This window comes from Streptomyces sp. NPDC057136 (assembly GCF_042670885.1).
GTDB lineage: Bacteria > Actinomycetota > Actinomycetes > Streptomycetales > Streptomycetaceae > Streptomyces.
Genome location: NZ_JBHUUV010000056.1, coordinates 1 through 20148, shown reverse-complemented (window position 1 = coordinate 20148; position 20148 = coordinate 1). Strand labels below are relative to the sequence as shown.

Annotated in this window: 21 protein-coding genes; 14 read left to right on the top strand and 7 right to left on the bottom strand. The window is 71.8% G+C overall.

Annotated features, from left to right (window positions below; translation table 11 throughout):
• The first annotated feature begins 317 nt into the window (after positions 1–317).
• The 4 genes from ACFT7S_RS36090 to ACFT7S_RS36075 are packed head-to-tail and all read left to right on the top strand — an operon-like array spanning position 318 to position 3833.
• Positions 318–1739, top strand: coding sequence for an MFS transporter (locus tag ACFT7S_RS36090; protein ID WP_382739915.1), 1422 nt, complete (start codon positions 318–320; stop codon positions 1737–1739).
• 27 nt (positions 1740–1766) lie between these two features.
• Positions 1767–2249 carry a DUF2771 domain-containing protein gene (locus tag ACFT7S_RS36085; RefSeq protein WP_382739912.1) on the top strand — a complete coding sequence of 161 codons (483 nt, stop codon included), beginning with the start codon at positions 1767–1769 and terminating at the stop codon, positions 2247–2249.
• 17 nt (positions 2250–2266) lie between these two features.
• The gene (locus ACFT7S_RS36080; RefSeq protein WP_382739910.1) at positions 2267–2977 is read left to right on the top strand and encodes a futalosine hydrolase; all 711 of its coding nucleotides are present in this window, start codon (positions 2267–2269) and stop codon (positions 2975–2977) included.
• Positions 2949–3833, top strand: a complete 885-nt coding sequence (locus tag ACFT7S_RS36075; protein WP_382739907.1) for a 1,4-dihydroxy-6-naphthoate synthase — start codon at positions 2949–2951, stop codon at positions 3831–3833. The genes ACFT7S_RS36080 and ACFT7S_RS36075 overlap by 29 nt, the downstream gene beginning before the upstream one ends.
• Positions 3834–3853: 20 nt before the next feature.
• On the opposite strand, the gene ACFT7S_RS36070 is transcribed toward ACFT7S_RS36075, so the two are convergent.
• Entirely contained in the window at positions 3854–4237 is a 384-nt protein-coding gene (locus ACFT7S_RS36070) for a cold-shock protein (RefSeq protein ID WP_382739904.1), read from the bottom strand.
• A gap of 167 nt (positions 4238–4404) precedes the next feature.
• Here ACFT7S_RS36070 and ACFT7S_RS36065 point away from each other — a divergent pair, with 167 nt between their 5' ends.
• The gene (locus tag ACFT7S_RS36065; RefSeq protein WP_382739901.1) at positions 4405–4638 is read left to right on the top strand and encodes a hypothetical protein; all 234 of its coding nucleotides are present in this window, start codon (positions 4405–4407) and stop codon (positions 4636–4638) included.
• Here ACFT7S_RS36065 and ACFT7S_RS36060 read toward each other — a convergent pair.
• Positions 4618–5292, bottom strand: a complete 675-nt coding sequence (locus ACFT7S_RS36060; protein ID WP_382739898.1) for an HAD family hydrolase — start codon at positions 5290–5292, stop codon at positions 4618–4620. The two genes, ACFT7S_RS36065 and ACFT7S_RS36060, sit on opposite strands and share 21 nt — an antisense overlap.
• Positions 5293–5445: 153 nt before the next feature.
• On the opposite strand from ACFT7S_RS36060, the gene ACFT7S_RS36055 reads away from it, so the two are divergent.
• Genes ACFT7S_RS36055 through ACFT7S_RS36045 form a run of 3 tightly spaced genes read left to right on the top strand, consistent with a single transcriptional unit; the run spans position 5446 to position 8395 of the window.
• The gene (locus tag ACFT7S_RS36055) at positions 5446–6456 is read left to right on the top strand and encodes a FecCD family ABC transporter permease (RefSeq protein WP_382739895.1); all 1011 of its coding nucleotides are present in this window, start codon (positions 5446–5448) and stop codon (positions 6454–6456) included.
• Positions 6453–7547, top strand: a complete 1095-nt coding sequence (locus ACFT7S_RS36050) for a FecCD family ABC transporter permease (RefSeq protein ID WP_382739892.1) — start codon at positions 6453–6455, stop codon at positions 7545–7547. Before ACFT7S_RS36055 ends, ACFT7S_RS36050 begins: the two co-directional genes overlap by 4 nt.
• Positions 7544–8395, top strand: a complete 852-nt coding sequence (locus tag ACFT7S_RS36045) for an ABC transporter ATP-binding protein (RefSeq protein ID WP_382739889.1) — start codon at positions 7544–7546, stop codon at positions 8393–8395. The genes ACFT7S_RS36050 and ACFT7S_RS36045 overlap by 4 nt, the downstream gene beginning before the upstream one ends.
• 26 nt (positions 8396–8421) lie before the next feature.
• Here ACFT7S_RS36045 and ACFT7S_RS36040 read toward each other — a convergent pair whose 3' ends face one another.
• On the bottom strand, positions 8422–9471 hold the full coding sequence (locus tag ACFT7S_RS36040; RefSeq protein WP_382739886.1) for a hypothetical protein: 1050 nt from the start codon (positions 9469–9471) through the stop codon (positions 8422–8424).
• A gap of 63 nt (positions 9472–9534) precedes the next feature.
• Here ACFT7S_RS36040 and ACFT7S_RS36035 point away from each other — a divergent pair, with 63 nt between their 5' ends.
• The 3 genes from ACFT7S_RS36035 to ACFT7S_RS36025 all read left to right on the top strand — a co-directional run bounded on the left by ACFT7S_RS36035 (position 9535) and on the right by ACFT7S_RS36025 (position 14735).
• A complete protein-coding gene (locus ACFT7S_RS36035) occupies positions 9535–12081 on the top strand; it encodes a helicase C-terminal domain-containing protein (protein ID WP_382739883.1) in 2547 nt (848 codons plus the stop codon).
• A gap of 57 nt (positions 12082–12138) precedes the next feature.
• Positions 12139–12915, top strand: coding sequence for a hypothetical protein (locus tag ACFT7S_RS36030; RefSeq protein WP_382739881.1), 777 nt, complete (start codon positions 12139–12141; stop codon positions 12913–12915).
• A 176-nt stretch (positions 12916–13091) separates the two neighbouring features.
• Positions 13092–14735, top strand: coding sequence for a DNA repair helicase XPB (locus tag ACFT7S_RS36025; protein WP_382739878.1), 1644 nt, complete (start codon positions 13092–13094; stop codon positions 14733–14735).
• A gap of 19 nt (positions 14736–14754) precedes the next feature.
• On the opposite strand, the gene ACFT7S_RS36020 is transcribed toward ACFT7S_RS36025, so the two are convergent.
• A complete protein-coding gene (locus ACFT7S_RS36020; protein ID WP_382739875.1) occupies positions 14755–14883 on the bottom strand; it encodes a hypothetical protein in 129 nt (42 codons plus the stop codon).
• A 70-nt stretch (positions 14884–14953) separates the two neighbouring features.
• Positions 14954–15142 carry a hypothetical protein gene (locus ACFT7S_RS36015; RefSeq protein ID WP_382739872.1) on the bottom strand — a complete coding sequence of 63 codons (189 nt, stop codon included), beginning with the start codon at positions 15140–15142 and terminating at the stop codon, positions 14954–14956.
• Between the two features lie 362 nt (positions 15143–15504).
• Here ACFT7S_RS36015 and ACFT7S_RS36010 point away from each other — a divergent pair, with 362 nt between their 5' ends.
• Positions 15505–17631 (top strand): HelD family protein, encoded by a 2127-nt coding sequence (locus tag ACFT7S_RS36010; protein ID WP_382739871.1) that lies wholly within the window; start codon positions 15505–15507, stop codon positions 17629–17631.
• 260 nt (positions 17632–17891) lie between these two features.
• Complete coding sequence (locus ACFT7S_RS36005; RefSeq protein WP_382739868.1) at positions 17892–18464, top strand: hypothetical protein; 573 nt, start codon at positions 17892–17894, stop codon at positions 18462–18464.
• Between the two features lie 85 nt (positions 18465–18549).
• Here ACFT7S_RS36005 and ACFT7S_RS36000 read toward each other — a convergent pair whose 3' ends face one another.
• Positions 18550–19026: a hypothetical protein gene (locus tag ACFT7S_RS36000; RefSeq protein WP_382739865.1), complete on the bottom strand. Its 477-nt coding sequence runs from the start codon at positions 19024–19026 to the stop codon at positions 18550–18552.
• Between the two features lie 20 nt (positions 19027–19046).
• Positions 19047–19736 (bottom strand): copper homeostasis protein CutC, encoded by a 690-nt coding sequence (locus ACFT7S_RS35995; RefSeq protein ID WP_382739862.1) that lies wholly within the window; start codon positions 19734–19736, stop codon positions 19047–19049.
• A gap of 248 nt (positions 19737–19984) precedes the next feature.
• Here ACFT7S_RS35995 and ACFT7S_RS35990 point away from each other — a divergent pair.
• Positions 19985–20148 (top strand): cation transporter (locus tag ACFT7S_RS35990; RefSeq protein WP_382739945.1); only part of this gene is annotated, 164 nt, incomplete at its 3' end.

The following is a 20148-nucleotide window of genomic DNA, read 5'->3' as shown; positions in this document are numbered from 1 at the left end:
CTTCTGTCACCCATTCTGCGGGATCGCCGAGAGGCGCGCGGCCAAGAACAACCGCCGGTGGCGCGTTACGCACGCTACCCTCTCCGCCGCTCTCCGCCCACCTGCGTGTCCCAAACAAGGCCGTATCCGGTGCCGTGTCCGGGGTCATGTCCCCCGGCGTGTCCGCGACCGGACCGGATTCGGGGTCGATTTTCGCCCACGGAATTGCCTCGCGATCCGCGTCGCCGTCCTCCTCCACTGACCCGTCAGGGCGTCGTCCGCCGCGTGGCCGGGCCGATCATGGTTCACCGCACCGACGGTTGGGGCAGTATGGCGGGGTGTCTGCCGCCAGGTCGCACGACGGTCCCGGCCCGCTTCGCACGGCGGGCCGGTCGATGGGTCGCGCCCTGCACCGGCCGTTCACGGGCACGGCGAAGGGCATCCGCAAGGCGACCCACGCCCATGGCGCCGGTGAGTCGGGGCTCGGCAAGCTGATCGAACTGCACGCGGTGAACGGCGCGGGCGACGTCATGATCACCATCGCGCTCGCCTCCACGGTGTTCTTCTCCGTACCGACGGACGAGGCCCGCGGCCGCGTGGCGCTCTACCTCGCCATCACGATGCTGCCGTTCACGCTCCTCGCCCCCGTGATCGGTCCCCTGCTCGACCGCCTGCCGCACGGCCGCCGCGCCGCGATGGCCGGTGCGATGCTCGCCCGGGCGCTCCTCGCGATCACGATGTCGGGAGCGGTCGCCACCGGCGGCCTGGAGCTGTATCCGGCGGCGCTGGGCGTCCTGGTCTGCTCGAAGGCGTACGGAGTCGTCCGCAGTGCCGTCGTGCCACGGCTCCTGCCACCCCGCTTCTCCCTGGTGAAGGCCAACTCCCGGGTCACCCTCGCCGGCCTCCTGGCGACCGGTGTGGCGGCCCCCATCGGGGCGGGGCTCCAGAGCGTCGGCTCCGCGTGGCCGCTCTACGGGGCCTGCACGATCTTCCTCGCCGGGACGTTCCTGGCCTTCACGCTGCCGCACAAGGTGGACTCCGCGAAGGGTGAGCGCAGGGCTCGCCTGATCGTCCCGCACGGCGAGGAAGCGCCCCGTCCCCAGCCCGCCCGCAACGGCGGCAGCAGCAGGGTAGACGGCGAGAAGCGGGCTCGGGACAAGCCACCGGGGCTGCGGTCCGTCGGCCCGTCCGTCCTGCACGGCCTCCAGGCCAACGCCGCCCACCGGGCCCTCTCCGGCTTCCTCATCTTCTTCCTGGCGTTCCTGCTGCGCGAGCACCCGCTGGCCGGCCAGAGCGCCGCCGTGTCGCTCGGCATCGTCGGTGTCGCGGCGGGCGTCGGCAACGCCTGCGGTACGGCGGTGGGCTCCTGGCTCAGGGCCCGCGGCCCGGAGGTGATCATCGCGACCGTGCTGGGTCTCGCGCTCGGCGTCGCCGTGCTCGCCACGGTCTTCTTCTCCACCGTCATGGTCGCCGCGCTCGGCGCGGTCGCGGGCTTCACCCAGGCCCTGTCGAAACTGTCGCTGGACGCCATGATCCAGCGGGACGTGCCCGAAGAGGTACGCACGTCGGCGTTCGCCCGCTCCGAGACCTTGCTCCAGATGGCCTGGGTGGTCGGCGGCGCTATCGGTATCGCCCTCCCCCTCAACGGAGTACTCGGCATGTCGGTCGCCGCGGGCATTCTGGCCCTGGGCGCAGCAACCGCCGTACGGGGGCTGCTGAGCGCCGCGCGGCGCGGCACGCCGCACCCCCGCGTGGCGTGAGCCCGGGCGACCGATAGCCTTCGGCCCATGACCGTTGCGTTCTTCTCAGGTAAGGGCCGTCGAATCGGCGTCGCTCTTGGTGCCGTGTCCGCGGGCCTTCTTGTCCTTTCCGCCTGCGACAAGCCGACGCCGCTCGCGACCGTGACGGTCGGCGACAAGTCGGTGGGCGTCGAGGCGGCCTGCTACAACGACGGCGATCCCATCAAGGAATCGCTGATCCAGGGCTGCCTCAACGACAAGAAGGCAGAGCACTCCATCAAGGTCGCGATGGACGACAAGGTCCGCTTCGGCGTCGACCCGGAGATCGCCGACAACGGCTGGACGCTCTTCATCAACGGCCAGCAGGCCGAGCAGGAGCCGTACAAGAAGACCTACCGGTCCATCCCGGGCAGCGCCTTCTTCTCCAGCCAGACCGGCGAGACCACGTCCAAGACGCAGATCAGCATCGTGGAGACCAAGGGCAAGAAGCTCACGGGCATCTGGCACTTCCAGCTCAAGAAGACCGACTGACCTTGCAGGACTCCCCCGTGCGTGTGCTCGTCGTGACCGCTGTCCCCGTGGAGAGGGACGCGGTCACGCGTGCGTTCGGGGGCGGCCCGCAGGTGCGTTCCGTGCCGGGTGCGGAGATCCACCGGGCCGGTGGCTTCGACGTCCTGGCGGGCGGGGCGGGCCCGGCGGCCGCCGCGGCATCGGCCGCGTTCGCGCTGGCCGCCGCCCCCGCCCCGTACGCACTGGTCGTCTCCGCAGGTATCGGCGGCGGCTTCGCGCCCGCCCCGGTCGGCTCGCTCGTCGTGGCGAGCGCCATCGTCGCCGCGGACCTGGGTGCGGAGACCCCCGACGGGTTCGTCCCGGTCACCGGTCTCGGTTTCGGCCGCGACCGGTATCTGCCGCCCGCCGCGCTGGTACGTGACGTGGCTGCGGCCACCGGTGCCGTGTCCGGCGAGGTGCTGACCGTCTCCACCGTGACCGGCAGCGCGGAACGCTCCGCGGCGCTGCTCGCCGCGCACCCGGATGCCGTCGCCGAGGCGATGGAGGGGGCCGGTGTCGCCGAGGCCGCCGAGCTGTTCGGGGTACCGGTGCTGGAGCTGCGGGCCGTCTCGAACGCCGTCGGCCCGCGCGACCGGGCCGCCTGGCGCATCGGCGAGGCTCTTTCCGCGCTCACCGAGGCGTTCGGGAAGATCGCCCCCGTACTGGAAGGTTGGACTGTGCATGACCGACAACTCGACTGCCCCCGCTGACCCCGCGACCGCCGACGCGAAGCTGCAGATCGCTTTCTCGCCCTGCCCGAACGACACGTTCGTCTTCGACGCCTGGGCGCACGGCAGGGTCCCCGGAGCGCCCGCTCTCGACGTCACGTTCGCCGATATCGACATCACCAACGGCATGGCCGAGCGCGGCGAGTTCGACGTACTGAAGGTCTCGTACGCCGTTCTGCCGTGGGTCCTGGACGAGTACGCGCTGCTGCCGTGCGGCGGTGCGCTCGGGCGGGGCTGCGGGCCGCTGGTCCTGACTAAGGAGCCGGGCACCGATCTGACGGGCCGGACGGTCGCCGTGCCGAGCGAGCGCTCCACGGCGTATCTGCTGTTCCGGCTCTGGGCGGCGGAGGTCGTGCCGGGCGGGGTCGGCGAGATCGTCGTCATGCCGTTCGACGAGATCATGCCCGCGGTGCGTGACGGCCGGGTCGACGCCGGGCTCGTGATCCACGAGGCCCGTTTCACGTACCGGAATTACGGCCTCCACAGCCTCGCCGACATGGGCGAGCACTGGGAGGCGACGACGGGACTGCCGATCCCGCTCGGCGCGATCATCGCCAAGCGGTCACTGGGCCCGGAAATGCTCGAAAAGTTGGCCGATTCGGTCCGTACGTCGGTACGGATGGCCTGGGACGACCCGGAGCAGTCCCGGCCCTATGTGCTGGAGCACGCCCAGGAGATGGACCCGGCCGTGGCCGACCAGCACATCGGGCTGTACGTCAACGAGTTCACGGCGGACCTCGGCGAGGACGGCTATGCGGCGATCCGCGGGCTGCTGACGCGCGCCGCGGCCGAGGGCTTGGTGCCGCCGCTCGGCCGGGACGCGCTGACGTCTCTCTGAGGGCTTGGCCGGCCGCTCGCCTACACGTCGAGCTGGTCGGCGACCGCGCGGAGGAGACCGGCGATCTGGGCGCCCGCGGCCTTGTCCGGGTAGCGGCCCCGCTCCAGCATCGGCGTGATGTTCTCCAGCAGCGTCGTCAGATCCTGCACGATCGACGCCAGCTCGTCCGGTTTGCGGCGCTGCGCGGCCGCCACGGACGGGGTGGGGTCGAGGATCACTACGGAGAGGGCCTGGTCACCGCGCTGACCTGCAACAACGCCGAACTCGACCCGTTGGCCGGGCTTGAGTGCATCGACGCCGGCAGGGAGTACCGACGAGTGGACGAAGACGTCGTCGCCGTCGTCGCGCGAAAGAAAGCCGAAGCCTTTTTCCGAATTGAACCATTTGACCTTACCCGTGGGCACGTCTGTCCTCGTCCTCGTACTCGTCGGTGCGCGGGAGAGCCGAAAAACGGCTCCGGATAGCAGTACAGCGGGTCCCCATGACCCGCCATGCCCAAGGCTAATGGCCTAGGGCCCGGCGACAAGACGTCGCCCGATGGTTCCTCCGGGCTGGGAACTACCCTGGCCGGGTGAGTACTACTCCTTCTGGCGCCGGTGACCGGCTGGTACAGGTCGGCGCGATCGTTTTCTTCATCGGCGCACTGGCCACTGCGGTCACTGTGGCCCCACTGTTCCTGGGCACCGACCCGTTCCCGACGATCGCCTACGCGGTCTCCATGCTGATGGGCGTGGGCTTCCTGATCGCCGGGGCGGGGGTCGTACGGAGCGTGTGGGTGAGCAGGTCAGACCCGTCCGGCACCTGAGGACACCCAGGAGGACAGCCAGGCCGGGAAGCCGGTGAGGTCGGGCAGGACGACGTCCGCGCCCGCCTCCCGGAGCTCGTCCGCGTCGCACGGGCCCGTCGTGACGGCGACGGACAGGCAGTTCGCCGCCCGTGCGCCCCGTACGTCTCCGGTGTGGTCGCCGACGTAGATCCCCGCGCCGTGCGCGAGCAGCGCGTCCGCCTTGGCCTCCGCCCAGAGCCGGCCGATGACCGCGTCCGGCTCGATGCCGAGGTGGGCGAGGTGGAGCTTCGCGCTCGGCTCGTGCTTGGCGGTGACGACGATCGCCCGGCCGCCCAGCGCCCGTACCGCGGCGACGGCCTCCCGGGCGCCGGTCAGGGCCCCGGTCGGGGTGATCGCGTGCGTGGGATAGATCTCGCGGTAGCGGTCCGCCGCCGCGGCCACCTCGGCCGCCGGGAACCAGTTGGCCAGTTCCTCCTCGACCGGGGGCCCGAGCCGGCTGACGACGAGGTCGCAGTCGATGGGGACGCCCGTCTCGGCGGACAGCGCCAGGTACGTGGCCCTGATGCCGGGCCGGGAGTCGATGAGCGTCATATCGAGGTCGAAGCCGACCGTCGGCGGGGTCTTCGGCGGGGTCTTCGGCAAGGTCTGGGGATGCGAGGCCATGGGGGCCATTGTGCCGACTCGACCGGCGACCCCCTCACCCGTTCGGCCCACACGGGCGGTGCTTAAACTTAGGCCTGCCTAAGAGGGTCCGGCGATTGGGGGGCGGCGTCGGACCCTCTTACTTACCTCGTGACGCCATGCACTCCGCTTCGATTGGGTCAGATGTCAGCCGCCGCCCCCTGCCTCTCCAGACGCGCAACCGCGACGGCGGCGGCCGTCGTGGCGCTGTTGCTGGCGATCCTGCTCAGTCTGGCCGTGGGCGCACGGTTCATCCCGCCCTCCGAGGTGTACGAAGCCCTCGTGCACGGCGGGCACTCCGACGCCGCCGAAGTCATCCGGAACATGCGGGTGCCGCGCACCCTCATCGGGCTGATGGTCGGCGCGGCCCTGGCCCTCGCGGGCACGGTGCTCCAGGGCATCACCCGTAACCCGATCGCGGACCCCGGCATCCTCGGCATCAGCCAGGGCGCGTCGGTGGGCGTGGTGCTGGCCATCGCGTACGCCGGAATCCACACCCTCACCGGGTACGTGTGGTTCGCGTTCGCCGGGGCCGCCGCGGCGTCCGTCGCCGTGTACGCCATCGCGTCGAGCGGGCGCGGTGGTGCGACGCCGGTGAAGCTGGCGCTGGGCGGCGCCGCGATCAACGCGCTCCTGGTGTCGGTGACCAGTGCCGTACTGACGACCAACGCGTCGGCGATGGACGAGTTCCGCTTCTGGCAGGTCGGGTCGATCGCCGGACGCGAGGCCGAGGTGACGCAGCAGATCTGGCCGTTCCTCCTCGTCGGCGCGGTGCTCGTGCTGTCGGTGTCGCGGGGTCTCGACGCGCTGGCCCTCGGCGAGGACGTGGCGAAGGGGCTCGGGCAGAAGGTCGCGACGGTACGGATCGTCGGCGGCATCGGCGCCACCGTGCTGACCGGTGCCGCGGTCGCGGCGGCCGGGCCCATCGCCTTCATCGGTCTCGCCGTCCCGCACATCGCCCGCGCGATCGTCGGCAGCGACCACCGGTGGGTGCTGCCGATGGCGGCGCTGATCGGGCCCGTGATGCTGCTCGTCCCGGATGTGATCGGCCGGATCGTCTTCCCGCCGAGCGAGGTCCCCGCAGGTGTGATGACCGCACTGATCGGGGTGCCGTTCCTGGTCGCCCTGGTGCGCCGGAAGGCGGTACCCGCATGAGCGCCACGACCTCGGTCCACAAGCTCCAGGTACGCAAGCCCGTACGGCCCGCCGGCTACGGCCTCGTACGGATCGGGGCCCGCGGCCGGTTCCTGCTGCACCGGCGCTCCGGCGTCGTCGCGGCGGCCCTCGCGCTCTTCCTGGCGGCGGTCTCCGTCGCGTATCTCTGCGTCGGCGAGAGCTTCGTGGCTCCCGGCGAGGTGCTGAAGGTGATCTTCGGACAGCCCTCGGCCGACGAGCTCGTGGTGGGCACGCTGCGGCTGCCCCGCCTGGTAGTCGGACTGCTCGTCGGTCTGGCCTTCGGGATCGCCGGGGCGCTGATCCAGACCGTGGCCCGCAATCCGCTGGCCAGCCCCGACATCATCGGCATCAGCCAGGGCGCGAGCGCGCTGACGGTCGGCTCGATGACGTTCGGCATCACCTCGTACGCCGTCCTGCCCTATCTGTCCGTCATCGGCGGTGTCGCCGCCGCGGCCCTCGTGTACGCCTTCGCGTGGCGCGGCGGGCTGCACGCCACCCGCTTCGTCCTCATCGGGATCGGCTTCGCGATCGCGCTGCGGTCGGTCACCACCCTGTTCCTGACGAAGGGCGACTATCTGGTCGCCCAGCAGGCGCAGATCTGGATGACGGGCTCACTGAACGGGCGCGGCTGGAACGAGGCCGCGCCGATCGGCTGGACGCTGCTCGTCCTGCTGCCCGCCGTGCTGTGGGCCGCGCGTGCGCAGCGCACCGTCTCGATGGACGACGACACCGCGACGGCGCTCGGCGTACGGCTCGGCCGCGTACGGCTGGGGCTCGTCGCGATCGGCGTGATCCTGGCGTCGGTGGCGACGGGGACGGCGGGCCCGGTGGACTTCGTGGCGCTGCTCGCTCCACAGATCGCCCGCCGGATGACGCGTACGGCGCAGATTCCGCTGCTCTGCTCGGCGCTGCTCGGCGCGGTGATCGTCGTGTTCGCCGATCTCCTTGCGCGGAGGCTCTTCTCGCCCACCGAAATGCCGGTGGGCGTCCTGACGGCGGCGGTCGGCGCCCCGTATCTGATCTGGCTGATCGTCCGTGGCCACAGTGGCCGCCGTGGAGGAAACGCATGAGCACAACCGGCCCCGGTACCCGCTCCGCCGTCGCGACCAGCCGGCTCACGGTGCGTGAACTGACCCTCGCCTACGAGGACCGCACCGTCGTCCACGAGCTCGACCTGGCGGTCCCCGACGGGCAGGTCACGGTGATCGTCGGCCCGAACGCCTGCGGCAAGTCGACGACCCTGCGGGCGCTCGGCCGGCTCCTGAAGCCGCGCGGCGGGGCGGTGCTCCTCGACGGCACCGAGCTCTCGAAGATCCCCACGAAGAAGATCGCCCAGTCGATCGGACTGCTCCCGCAGACCCCGGTGGCCCCGGAGGCGATCACCGTCTCGGACCTGGTCGCGCGCGGCCGCCAGCCGCACCAGCACTGGTGGCAGCAGTGGTCGGACGAGGACGAGCGGGCGGTCACGGAGGCCATGGCCCGTACGGACGTCTCCGCGCTCGCCGACCGCTCGGTGGACGAACTCTCCGGCGGCCAGCGCCAGCGCGTGTGGATCGCGATGGCGCTGGCGCAGGACACGGACCTGCTGCTGCTCGACGAGCCGACGACGTACCTGGACATCTCCCACCAGGTGGAGGTCCTGGACCTGGTCCGCCAGCTCGCCGCCCCGGCGGCGGACGGCACCCGCGGCCGTACGGTCGTCACGGTCCTCCACGACCTCAACCAGGCCGCCCGCTACGCCGACCACCTGGTCGCGATGAAGGAGGGCCGCATCGTCGCCGAGGGCCACCCCTCGGACGTCGTCACCGCCGAACTCGTCCGCGAGGTCTTCGGCCTGGCCGCAGTCATCGTCCCGGACCCGGTGACGGGCTCCCCGCTGGTGGTCCCGGGCGCGCCCTGGACTCCGTCGGCGGGGTGACCTGAGGGGCGGCCGGGGCCGGTGGTTCAGGCCGGGATTCTGCGGGAGCGCCAGATCAGGTACAGCGCCGAGACCACCGCTGCCGTGCGGATCACCACCGGCCAGGTGGACGTGAGGGCTTCGCCCATTCCGCTTTCCGGGAGGGGGGCGCCCCACTGGCCGTCCTGGCGGCCCCAGAGCCAGACCAGGGCTCCCGCTGCCACGATTCCGGGCAGGCCCATGGCCACCCATTTCGCCTCGGCCCTCGACAGCTTGCGGGAGCTGTAGGCGAGCAGCCAGCCGCCTGCCAGGGCCAGCCAGGAACCCATGACCGCGCCCGCGATCAGCAGGGCGGCGGCCAGGAGCAGGAGGGGGTGGGAGAGGCGGGCCCGGGGGGTGGGTTCCGCGGCTTCCTCCGGGGCTTCTTCGGCGGCCTTCTTGCGGCGGCGCAGGCGCAGCCTTTTGCGGGGGCGGGGCTCCGGCTCCTCGGTCTCCTCTTCCTCTTCGGCCTCATCGGGCCGTACCGGAGGAGGGGGCGGCTTCAGCATCTCGGGGATCTCCACACCGCCGAAGAAGCCCGGCACGCTCACCCCCTCGCTGAGCGGCCCCGGTTCGACGCGCCACCACTCCGCACCACCGGCGCCAGGCCCGGACGGTGCCTGGTCCAGGCCCGCCATGTGGGGTGCCTGTGCGGACGGCCAGCCCGGCACCGGGCCCGTGTCGTCATCGGCCGGGGCCTGTGCCGACGCGCCCTTGCGGGAAGTGTCTTTGCGGAGCATCCCGCGCCGCGGCCGGGGCACGGCGCGTGGGCTTCCCGCCTCCGGCTCCGCCGCCGTACGCGGCGAGGGGAGCGACACCGTTCCGTCGGCCGACTCGGCTGCCGCGGCGACCAGTTCGTCCGGCGTACCGAGCCTGCCGATGATGCGCCGCACCACCGCCGGAGAGTCCGCACCGGACGTCCCGCGCTGCCGCTCGATCTCGCCCCGCAGCGTCGATACGAGCCTCATCCGGACGCCCGAGGACAGCTGTTGCTGCTGGGCCAGATCCCCGACCCGGCTCAGATAGTCGTAGACGAGCTGGTCGCTCTCGATCCCCACTCGGTCGTTCCCCTCTACCCGCCCTGCCCCGACCGTAGCGTTTCAGCGGCTACCGTGGGACGGATGGGGACGACCACACCACCGCGCACGCTCGCCGAAGCCCTGCGCGCCAGGGGCGACGAATCGCTGGCACGGCTTCTGCGTGCCCGCCCCGACCTGCTCAACCCCGTGCCGAACGACATCACCCAACTCGCGACCCGGGCAGGCACCCGGGCCTCCGTCGTCCGTGCGCTGGAGCATCTGGACCGCTTCGCGCTGCAGACCGCGGAGGCGCTGGCCGTCGCACCGGACCCGGCTCCGTACGACACGCTGCTCTCGCTCCTGACGGGTGACGGCCAGGACGACGGCGACCAGCGTGACGAGGCGGGTGCGGCGATCGCCGCCGCGCTGCCCGCCGCGCTCAGGAATCTGCGCGAACAGGCCCTCGTCTGGGGCGAGGACGAGCGGCTGCACCTCGTGCGTACCGCGCGCGAACTGCTCGCCCCGTCCCCCCAGCACCCCTCCCCCACCGGCCTCGGCCCGACCGTCGCGGAGGCCACGGCGGGGATGTCCCCCGGCCGGCTCCAGGAGATCCTGACCGCCGCCGGACTGCTCGCCACGCACGACCCGGTCTCCGCGGTGACCGCGCTCGCCGGGCTGTTCACCGACCGGACGAGGATGGCGGCCCTGCTGGACACCGCGCCTGTCGAGGCCCTGTCCGTACTGGACCGGCTGGTGTGGGGCCCGCCGTACGGGGAAGTCACGCCGAACCCCACTCCTCCCGTGAAGTGGCTCCGCGACCGCGGGCTGCTCCTGCCCGTGTCGACCCGCACCGTCGTGCTGCCGCGCGAGGCGGCGCTGCATCTGCGGGCCGGTCGCGCCCACCGCGTACCGGAACCGGTGGCGCCGCCCGTCGAGGCCGCCGCCGAGCGCGATCCCCAGGCTGTGGACAAGGCCGCCGCCGGGCAGGCGTTCATGGCGCTGTCCACGATCGAGGAGCTGGCGAAGCTCTGGAACGGCAGCGGCCCCGCCATCCTCCGGGCGGGCGGCCTGAGCGTGCGCGAGCTCAAGCGGGCCGCGAGCGCGATGGACGTCTCCGAGCAGATCGCCGCCTTCTGGGTCGAACTCGCCTACGCGGCCGGGCTGCTGGCCGCCGACGGGGAGTCGGACGAGCGGTACGCGGCGACGCCCGCGTACGACGACTGGCTCGAACTCCCCGCCCAGGACCGCTGGGTACGCCTCGCCACCGCCTGGCTCGCCGCCACCCGCACCCCGGGCCTGGTCGGCGGGCAGGACGCCAAGGGGCGGGCGCTCTCCGCACTCGGCCCCGAACTGGACCGCTCCGCCGCGCCCGAAGTACGTCACCGGGTGCTGGCCCTGCTCGCCGCGCTGCCGCCGGGCACCGCGCCCGACCCGGCGAGTCTGCTCGCCCGGCTGCGCTGGGAACGCCCGTTGCGGGCCGGAGCGCGAGGCGGGGCGACGACCCCGGCCGGCTCCTCGTCGGGCACCCCGTCCAGGGCCGCCGGTACGGGATACGGCGCTGCTCCGGCCTCCGCGGCCACCGCCCCCGGCGACACCTCCGACCTGCGCTCCCGGCTCGCGCTGTGGACGGTCAACGAGGCGGAGCTCCTCGGCATCACCGGCCGGGGCGTGCTCTCCTCGCAGGCCCGCGCCCTGCTGGCGGACGGCCCGGACGAGGCCGCCGCACGCCTCGCCCCGCTCGTCCCCGAACCGCTCGACCACGTGCTGCTCCAGGCCGACCTGACGGCCGTCGCCCCGGGCCCGCTGAAGCGCCCGCTCGCCGAGATGCTGTCGGTGCTCGGGGACATCGAGTCGAAGGGCGGCGCGACCGTCTACCGCTTCACCCCCGGCTCCGTACGCCGCGCCCTGGACGCCGGGCAGGCCGCCACCGATCTGCATGCCTTCCTCGCCGCCCACAGTCGTACGCCGGTACCGCAGCCGCTCAGTTACCTCATCGACGACGTGGCCCGCCGCCACGGTCATCTGCGGATCGGCGCCGCGTCCGCGTACGTACGCTGCGACGACGAGGCCGTGCTCAACGAGATCCTCGCCGACAAGCGCTCGGCGACCCTGCGGCTGCGCCGGCTCGCGCCGACCGTCCTGGCCGCGCAGACCGATCCGGCGTCCCTCCTGGAGGGGCTGCGCGAGATGGGATTCGCACCGGCCGCCGAGTCCGCGGAGGGCGACGTCCTGATCACCCGGGCGGGCGCCCGCCGCACCCCGCCCCGCTCGGCCCCCGCCCCCGTCCCCGAGGGCCCGCCCGTGCCGGACGACACCCTGCTGGGCGCCGCGGTCCGGGCGATCCGCGCCGGGGACACGGCGGCCACGGTCGTCCGCAGGGACGGCATCGAGGCCCCGTCGGCCGGCTCCCTTCCCCGTACGACCTCCGCCGAGACCCTGGCGACGGTCCAGGCCGCCGCCATGACGGGCTCCGCGGTCTGGATCGGCTACGTCAACGCGGAAGGTGCGGCCAGCCAGCGTGTGATCGCCCCGGTCCGGGTCGAGGGCGGCTTCGTCACGGCCTTCGACCACACCGCCGACGAGATCCGTACGTACCCGCTGCACCGCATCACGGGAGTCGCGGAACTGGCGGACGACGCGGGGTCGTGAGGCGGGTCCGCGCCCGCCCCAGGTGACGTTCTCGGCCTCCCGGCCGCAGAAAGAAACATGTTCCGTCCCTCCCCGCGTTCCTGGCTGCTCCTTGCCGTACCCGTCCTCGCGCTCCTCGTACTGACTGCGTGGCAGGCGTACCGCCCGGCGGCGTCCGAGCAGCGCACGCACCCCCGGCTCGAACTCCCCCCGGAGCCGCTGACGGACACCCCGCTCCCCGGCAGGGGCAGCCCCACGGCGCTGCTCTCCGAGTGCGGAGTGGACGACTGGCCCCGGCCCGCAGCGCGCGGCGACGGCGAACGGGGCCGCGACCCGCAGCTGGTCTTCGGCGGCTGGGGCTCGCACGACCCGGGTCCGAACAGGCCGGGCAGGCCGCGCTTCACCGTCCACCTGGCCCTCCACACCGACCGTCTGCCGCTGCTGCTGGCCGCACCCCTCGACGTCGGCAACATCACCCTCGACATCTTCGGCCCCCACGGCGAGGGCCGCCGCGCTTCGGTACGGGGTCTCTCGGCCACCGTCGTGGACGCGAGCTTCGAGGGGAAACCGGTCCGGCCACCGAAGTCCGGCAGCTTCCGCGTCGAGCCCGGCAAGACCCTGCGCCTGGACGTGGACCTGCCGGCCGGCGCCGTGTGCCCCGGCTACACCGTGACCGATGTCGCCCGCTGCACACCCGAGCAGACCAACGACTCCGCCGACTGTCCGGTGCTGACCCTCACCCTCACCGACCCGGCGATCCGCGCCCACCGCGCGGTGACGACCGGGACAGCCCCTGCGGGGCTGAGCGACCGGCTGGTCGTGGTGTCGGAGGAACCGGACGTCTCCCGGGCCTGAGCGAGAGCCTGGTGTGACGGAGGCGTCCGCACCCCACACCTTCGAGCCACGCACCAATGGCCCCGCATGCGGCACACTGGACGTTTGGCCGTTCCCAGCTGCACCCAGCTGCATCCACGGCCGATCCCAGCAGCAGGGCAGACGTCCCAGCAGCAGAACAGAAAGGGCCGAAGCGCGTGACCGGACCTCTCATCGTCCAGAGCGACAAGACGCTGCTCCTCGAAGTCGACCACGAGCTGGCAGACGCCTGCCGCCGTGTGATCGCCCCCTTCGCGGAGCTGGAGCGTGCGCCCGAGCACATCCACACCTACCGGGTGACCCCCCTCGGCCTGTGGAACGCCCGCGCCGCCGGGCACGACGCCGAGCAGGTCGTCGACGCGCTGGTGGAGTACTCCCGCTACCCCGTGCCGCACGCGCTCCTGGTCGACATCGCCGAGACGATGGCGCGGTACGGCCGCCTCACCCTCTCCAAGCACCCGGTGCACGGCCTCGTCCTGACCACCACCGACCGCCCGGTGCTGGAGGAGATCCTCCGGTCGAAGAAGGTCGCGCCCCTGGTCGGCGAGCGCATCGACCCGGACACCGTCGCCGTGCACCCCTCCGAGCGCGGGCAGATCAAGCAGACGCTGCTGAGGCTCGGCTGGCCCGCCGAGGACCTCGCGGGTTACGTCGACGGGGAGGCCCACCCCATCGAGCTGGCCGAGGACGGCTGGTCGCTGCGCCCGTACCAGAAGCAGGCCGTCGAGGGCTTCTGGCACGGCGGTTCCGGAGTCGTCGTCCTGCCCTGTGGTGCGGGAAAGACGCTGGTCGGGGCCGGTGCGATGGCCGAGGCGAAGGCGACCACGCTGATCCTGGTCACCAATACCGTCTCGGCCCGCCAGTGGAAGCACGAGCTGGTGAAGCGCACCTCGCTGACCGAGGAGGAGATCGGCGAGTACAGCGGTACGCGCAAGGAGATCCGGCCGGTCACCATCGCCACGTACCAGGTGCTGACGACCCGCCGTAAGGGGATCTACCCGCACCTGGAGCTGTTCGACTCCCGTGACTGGGGTCTGGTGATCTACGACGAGGTGCATCTGCTGCCCGCCCCCGTCTTCAAGTTCACCGCCGACCTCCAGGCGCGGCGGCGGCTCGGCCTCACGGCGACCCTCGTCCGGGAGGACGGGCGCGAGTCGGACGTCTTCTCGCTCATCGGGCCGAAGAGGTTCGACGCGCCGTGGAAGGAGATCGAGGCGCAGGGCTACATCGCGCCCGCCGACTGTGTCGAGGTCCGGGTCAATCTGACGGACGCGGAGCGGCTGGCGTACGCGACGGCGGAGGCCGAGGAGAAGTACCGGTTCTGCGCCACGACGGCGACGAAGCGGAAGGTCACGGAGGCACTGGTCGCCAAGCACAAGGGCGAGCAGACGCTGGTGATCGGGCAGTACATCGACCAGCTCGACGAGCTCGGTGAGCATCTGAACGCCCCGGTGATCAAGGGCGAGACGAGCAACGCCCAGCGCGAGATCCTCTTCGATGCGTTCCGGCAGGGCGAGATCAGTGTCCTGGTCGTGTCGAAGGTCGCCAACTTCTCGATCGACCTGCCGGAGGCCACCGTCGCCATCCAGGTGTCGGGAACGTTCGGCTCGCGCCAGGAGGAGGCACAGCGGCTCGGCCGTGTGCTGCGGCCGAAGGCCGACGGGCACGAGGCCCGGTTCTACTCGGTGGTGGCGCGCGACACGATCGACCAGGACTTCGCGGCGCACCGCCAGCGGTTCCTGGCCGAGCAGGGGTACGCGTACCGGATCGTGGACGCGGACGAGCTGCTCGCGGGCAGTTGAGGAGCCCGCGCCACAGGGGTCAGTTGCCGCCGGTCACCATGAGCAGCAGCAGCGCGCCCAGGATCGTGGCGTAGGGCAGCAGGGCGACGGTGACAGTGAGGGCCGGGGTGGCGTAGGCGTGGGGGCGGCGGCTGCGGCTGTTGTCCACCGCCACTTCATCGTGGGGCGGGGGTGCGGCGCCTCCGGTCCGGTACTCACACCGGACGCGTTCTTCGTACTCAGCGGTGGCGGCGGACGCCCGCCTCTTCCACGTACTCGCCGAGGACGGCCACGCGGAACGCGGTGCGGGTGAAGACGGTGACGGCGCGGAGTGCGTCGGCGACGCGGTGACTGGAGTGCTGACCGGTGACCGCGGTCGCGCCGTGCGCGGGGCCGGTTCTGCGTGGGTTCAGATATACGGTGCTCATGTATTCCATGGTGCGCCGTCCGGCCCGGCAAGGCGTCGGTCTGCGGGCGGAAACGTACGGGGGCGGGCGTCCCCCTCGGGTCGCACGGCGTCCCCTACGGGGTGGAGTGCGTTCCCCCTGGGGTGGAGTGCGTCCCCTGCGCGTTCAATTCGTTCGACCGGGCGGGCCGCCCTGGATACAATCGCCGGTCTGCCCGCCTCCCGCACCGTGGTACCGGCCTCCGTCGGCAGCCGGGGGAGCGCCGCCGGCCGGACGGAAACCGGCCGACACCTACGCATACGTCCCTGAGCGGATCACGTCGCCTCCCGTCGTACAGGAGAGCGCGGTCCGCCGTCCTGCGTTGAAAAGTCGGAGGCAACACCGTGCCCGCGCACGAAGCAGAATGCGACACCCCCACCGAGCCTCTGAACCTCCTGGATACCCACGACCCCCAGGACCCCCTGGATACCCTGGACCCCCTGGCGCGCGAACGCGCCCATCTCGCCGCGTCCCGCGCCGCGCTGCGCGCGATGCGCGAGGACGTGCAGTCCCTCGATATCCGCGATGTCACCGCGAACTGGGTCAACTCCGTCGTCCTCCAGGCCCAGATGGACGACCGCATCAAGGCACTCGCTGATCTCTCCCACACCCCGCTGTTCTTCGGCCGCCTCGACTATCTGCACCGGGTCGGTGCGGAGCAGGCGGAGGGCGCCGAGGGCGAGCAGTTCTACATCGGGCGGCGCCACGTCCATGACGCCGACGGCGACCCGATGGTCATCGACTGGCGCGCGCCCGTCTCGCAGCCGTTCTACCGGGCCTCCAGGAAGGACCCGCAGGACGTCGGCCAGCGGCGCCGCTTCGGCTACACGGGCGGTGAGCTGACCGCGTACGAGGACGAGCACCTCACCGACCCGACCGAGGCGGCGCAGACCAGCAAGCTCCTCCAGGCGGAGATCGAGCGGCCCCGCGTGGGTCCGATGCGCGACATCGTGGCCACGATCCAGCCCGAGCAGGACGAGATCGTACGAAGCGGGCTCGGCGGAACGGTGTGCGTGCAGGGGGGACCCGGCACCGGCAAGACCGCCGTGGGCCTGCACCGTGTCGCGTATCTCCTGTACGCGCACCGCGACCGGCTGGCCCGGACCGGGACCCTGGTGATCGGGCCGAACCGGTCCTTCCTCCACTACATCGAGCAGGTGCTGCCCGCGCTGGGTGAGATGGAGGTGAAGCAGGCCACCGTCGACGATCTGGTGACGGCGCACGTCGAGGTCCGGGGCACGGACGAGGCGGCCGCCGCCGTGGTCAAGGGCGACGCCCGGATGGCGGAGATCCTGCGGCGCGCGATCCGTTCGCACGTGTCGCTGCCGACGGAGCCGGTCATGGTGGTGCGCGGTTCGCGCCGCTGGCGGGTGCCCGTGTACGAACTCGAGGAGATCGTCAAGGAGTTGCTGGCCCGCGACATCCGGTACGGCGCCGCCCACGAGGCACTCCCCCAGCGCATCGCGCACTGCGTCCTGACCCGGATGGAGGAGGCGGGCGAGGCCCCCGACGACCGGGTGCAGAACGCGGTGGCCCGCACCCCCGCGGTGAAGGCGGCCGTGAAGGCGGCCTGGCCGGCGGTCGACCCCGCGAAACTGGTGCTGCGGCTGCTGTCCGACCCGGAGTTCCTGGCCGCGCACGCGGACGGCCTCCTCACCGAGGACGAGCAGAAGACGATTCTCTGGTCGAAGCCGCCGCGCAGCGTGAAGTCGGCGAAGTGGTCGCTCGCGGACGCTGTGCTGATCGACGAGGCGGGCGACCTGGTGGCCCGTACGCACTCGCTCGGTCATGTCGTCATCGACGAGGCGCAGGACCTGTCGCCGATGCAGTACCGCGCGGTGGGACGCCGCTGCTCGACCGGTTCGGCGACGGTGCTCGGCGACCTCGCGCAGGGGACGACGCCGTGGTCGACGGAGAGCTGGGAGCAGGCGCTCTTCCACCTGGGCAAGCCGGACGCGCTGGTCGAGGAGCTGACGGCGGGCTTCCGTGTACCCCGCGAGGTGATCGCGTACGCCTCACGGCTGCTGCCCTCGATCTCACCGGGCCTGGCCCCGGTGGAGTCGGTGCGTGAGTCGCCTGGCTCGATGGCCGTACGGGAGGTGGCGGACCCGGCCGGGCTGGACGCGGCGGTGCTCGCGGCCTGCGAGGAGTCGCTGACCCACGAGGGCTCGATCGGCCTGATCGCCGCCGACGCCCGCATCCCGGCCCTCGCCGCGGCCCTGGAGGCGGCGGGCCACGCGTACCTCTCCCCCGGCGAGGAGACGACCGCCGCATCCCGCCTGACCCTGGTCCCGGCCTCGCTGGCGAAGGGCCTGGAGTACGACTACGTGGTCCTGGACGACCCGGCGGCCGTGGTCGACGGCGAACCGGACGAACGCACAGGTCTGCGGCGCCTGTACGTGGCACTGACCCGAGCGGTCTCGGGCCTGATCGTGCTTCACACGGCGCCGCTGCCGGAGGCGTTGGCGTAGCCGTGCCCGAGGGGGTGCCGGAGCGGAATCCGGCACCCCCCACTCGTCATGGGCGGTGCGCACCACGCCTGTTCGCAAGATCACGGTGAGGCAAAATCCTCGCTCGCCGATGGCGCCATATACCGACAACTTCTCCATCGCCGGCTTGTTGGATTCCCAACTCCCGTTAATCATCTATGTGGTTCGCGGCCGGGGGGCTGCCCTGATCCGCAATGTCACTGGACGAAATGTCACTGGACAACAGGGAAGGCGATTCACTCATGCGCACTCTTCGCAAGGCAGGCATCTTTGCCGCTGCCGCCACAGCCTGTGCCACATCACTCGTGGCCGCACCGCATGCCTTCGCAGGCGATGAGCCGACCGCACCGCAGGTGTCCGCCGTGAAGCTGTCCCCGAACGCCGACGCCGAGACGCGCGCCATCGCCAGGAGCCAGAGCGAGGCCGTGGCGGCCGCGGCCAACATCTGCGGCTCCACGTACGAGCTCGATGACGCCAAGCCGCTGCCCAACTCGACGACGCGCCACGGGACTCTGTTCTTCTACAGCAACGCCGGCGCGACGAGTGCCTGCGCCATCCTGGACAACAACACGCCCGGCAGCGCCAACTACATGGACCTGCGGATCTGGGCGGGCAACAACACGGCGGGCGCCGATGTCGACAAGGGCTCCTTCTCCCAGTACGCGGGCCCGGTCTACAGCAGCACCGCAGCCTCCGGAGGCCGGTGCGTCGGCCTGTCCGCGCTGATGAAGAACGAGGCAGGGACATCGAATCTGATCAACTGGAAGGGCGGCTACATCTTCAGCGCCTCCGCCGGTTCGGAGTGCGTCGCCTGAACGCCCTGACCGGGCACTGAGCGACGAAGCCCCTGGTGGGCGGTTCTCGGCGGAGAACCGTCTTCACCAGGGGCTTCGGCCCGTCTCACGGCCCGTCCGGGGAAAGCGCGGGGAGGGCCGCGACCGTCACCGTCCCCTCCGGCAGATACTCGATCAGCACGTCGCCACCGAGCGGGTGGAGCCAGAAGTGGGGCTGGGCGTCCTCGATCTCCCGCGCATAACGCACCAGCAGCCAGGCGGGGACGACCACAGTCGGTACAGCAAGATTCCCCCAGAACACGACGACGAGAACGTCCTGTGCCACCCAGGGGGCGCACAGTTGCGCGGCCAGCGCGGCCCAGGCGTCGGCGCCGGGGCACCAGTGCCGCTCCACGCCGGGAACGCCGCTCCAGTCGATCTCACAACTGCTCCGCGCCGGGAACCTGTTCAGGCTCCCGGCCGCGAGCCGCCGGTTGTCCGCGTGGTCGAGCAGCAGGACGTGCTGCGCCGCCTCGCCCCGGCGATCGGTCATGAAGGGCGGAAGGTACTCCGGGTGGCTTCCGTAGCCATGGGCGTCCGTCACGGGCTCCTCCTGCCCGGCCCTCACCCGTCCAGGGCCGCTCGCCACTCCCGTACCGCCGCCGCGTCCACCGGTGACGACCAGCCGCCGGGGCGGGCCGCGCCGCCGATGTGGACGGCTTCGATGCCGCCGGCGAGGAGTTGGGGGAGGTGGTCCAGGCGGAGGCCGCCGCCGACCAGGATCTGCGGTTCGTAGCCGGGTGTGCCCGCGCGGGACGCTTCGGCCAGGAGGGTCGGGATACCGGCGTCGACGCCCGTTGCCGCGCCTGCCGTGAGGTAGGCGTCCAGGCCGGGCAGGTCTGCGAGGGCCTTGCGCAGGGCGTCGCGGTCGGCGGCGCGGTCGATCGCCCGGTGGAACGTCCACCGGCAGCCGTTCAGTTCGGCGACGAGCCGTTCCACGGCCACCAGGTCGGGGTGGCCCTCCTCGTCGAGGAAGCCGAGCACGAATTCCTCCGCACCCTCGGCCCGCATCTCGCGGGCCTTCTCCACCAGTACGTCGATGTCGCCGGCGGCGAATCCGTCCGCGACCCTGAGCATGACGCGCAGGGGAATGTCCACGGCGGACCGGATCTCCGCGAAGGTCTCACGGGTCGGCGTCAGGCCGTCCGCGGCCATGTCGGCGACCAGTTCCAGACGGTCCGCACCACCCGCCTGGGCAGCGACCGCGTCCTTCGCGTCGAGAGCGATCACCTCCAGGACTGCACGGTTGCTCATGGGTCCCCATTCCTCCAGATAACAGCTACAGGTCTAGTCCAATAATCAGCCTACGGGTCGCACGACGGGAAGGGTGCGGCTCCCCATGTAAACGTGCGGGACGGGAGATGCGCGAGACCACACGGCCACCGAGTGGATCACCCCTTGCGTTTCATAGGGGTGGGGGGTATATATAGGAAGAGGAGATACCCCAGGGGGGTATCAGATCGGGTATCCGAGACAGGTACCAGACGCCAGGGAGGGACCCCGTGTCATCCGCGCACACCGCCACACCCGACACCACCGGAGTCGGCACCGCAGTCGGCACCGCCGCCGAAGTCGAGCTCGCCATCGGCGGCATGACCTGCGCCTCGTGCGCGGCCCGGATCGAGAAGAAGCTGAACCGGATGGACGGGGTCGAGGCCACCGTCAA

Bases quoted from the DNA above. Each gene is read 5' to 3' on its own strand.
- ACFT7S_RS36085 (WP_382739912.1), top strand. From the start codon at position 1,767: ATGACCGTTGCGTTCTTCTCAGGTAAGGGCCGTCGAATCGGCGTCGCT.
- ACFT7S_RS36075 (WP_382739907.1), top strand. From the start codon at position 2,949: ATGACCGACAACTCGACTGCCCCCGCTGACCCCGCGACCGCCGACGCG.
- ACFT7S_RS36060 (WP_382739898.1), bottom strand. From the start codon at position 5,292: ATGGCCCCCATGGCCTCGCATCCCCAGACCTTGCCGAAGACCCCGCCG.
- ACFT7S_RS36055 (WP_382739895.1), top strand. From the start codon at position 5,446: ATGTCAGCCGCCGCCCCCTGCCTCTCCAGACGCGCAACCGCGACGGCG.
- ACFT7S_RS36050 (WP_382739892.1), top strand. From the start codon at position 6,453: ATGAGCGCCACGACCTCGGTCCACAAGCTCCAGGTACGCAAGCCCGTA.
- ACFT7S_RS36045 (WP_382739889.1), top strand. From the start codon at position 7,544: ATGAGCACAACCGGCCCCGGTACCCGCTCCGCCGTCGCGACCAGCCGG.
- ACFT7S_RS36035 (WP_382739883.1), top strand. From the start codon at position 9,535: ATGGGGACGACCACACCACCGCGCACGCTCGCCGAAGCCCTGCGCGCC.
- ACFT7S_RS36030 (WP_382739881.1), top strand. From the start codon at position 12,139: ATGTTCCGTCCCTCCCCGCGTTCCTGGCTGCTCCTTGCCGTACCCGTC.
- ACFT7S_RS36015 (WP_382739872.1), bottom strand. From the start codon at position 15,142: ATGAGCACCGTATATCTGAACCCACGCAGAACCGGCCCCGCGCACGGC.
- ACFT7S_RS36005 (WP_382739868.1), top strand. From the start codon at position 17,892: ATGCGCACTCTTCGCAAGGCAGGCATCTTTGCCGCTGCCGCCACAGCC.
- ACFT7S_RS35995 (WP_382739862.1), bottom strand. From the start codon at position 19,736: ATGAGCAACCGTGCAGTCCTGGAGGTGATCGCTCTCGACGCGAAGGAC.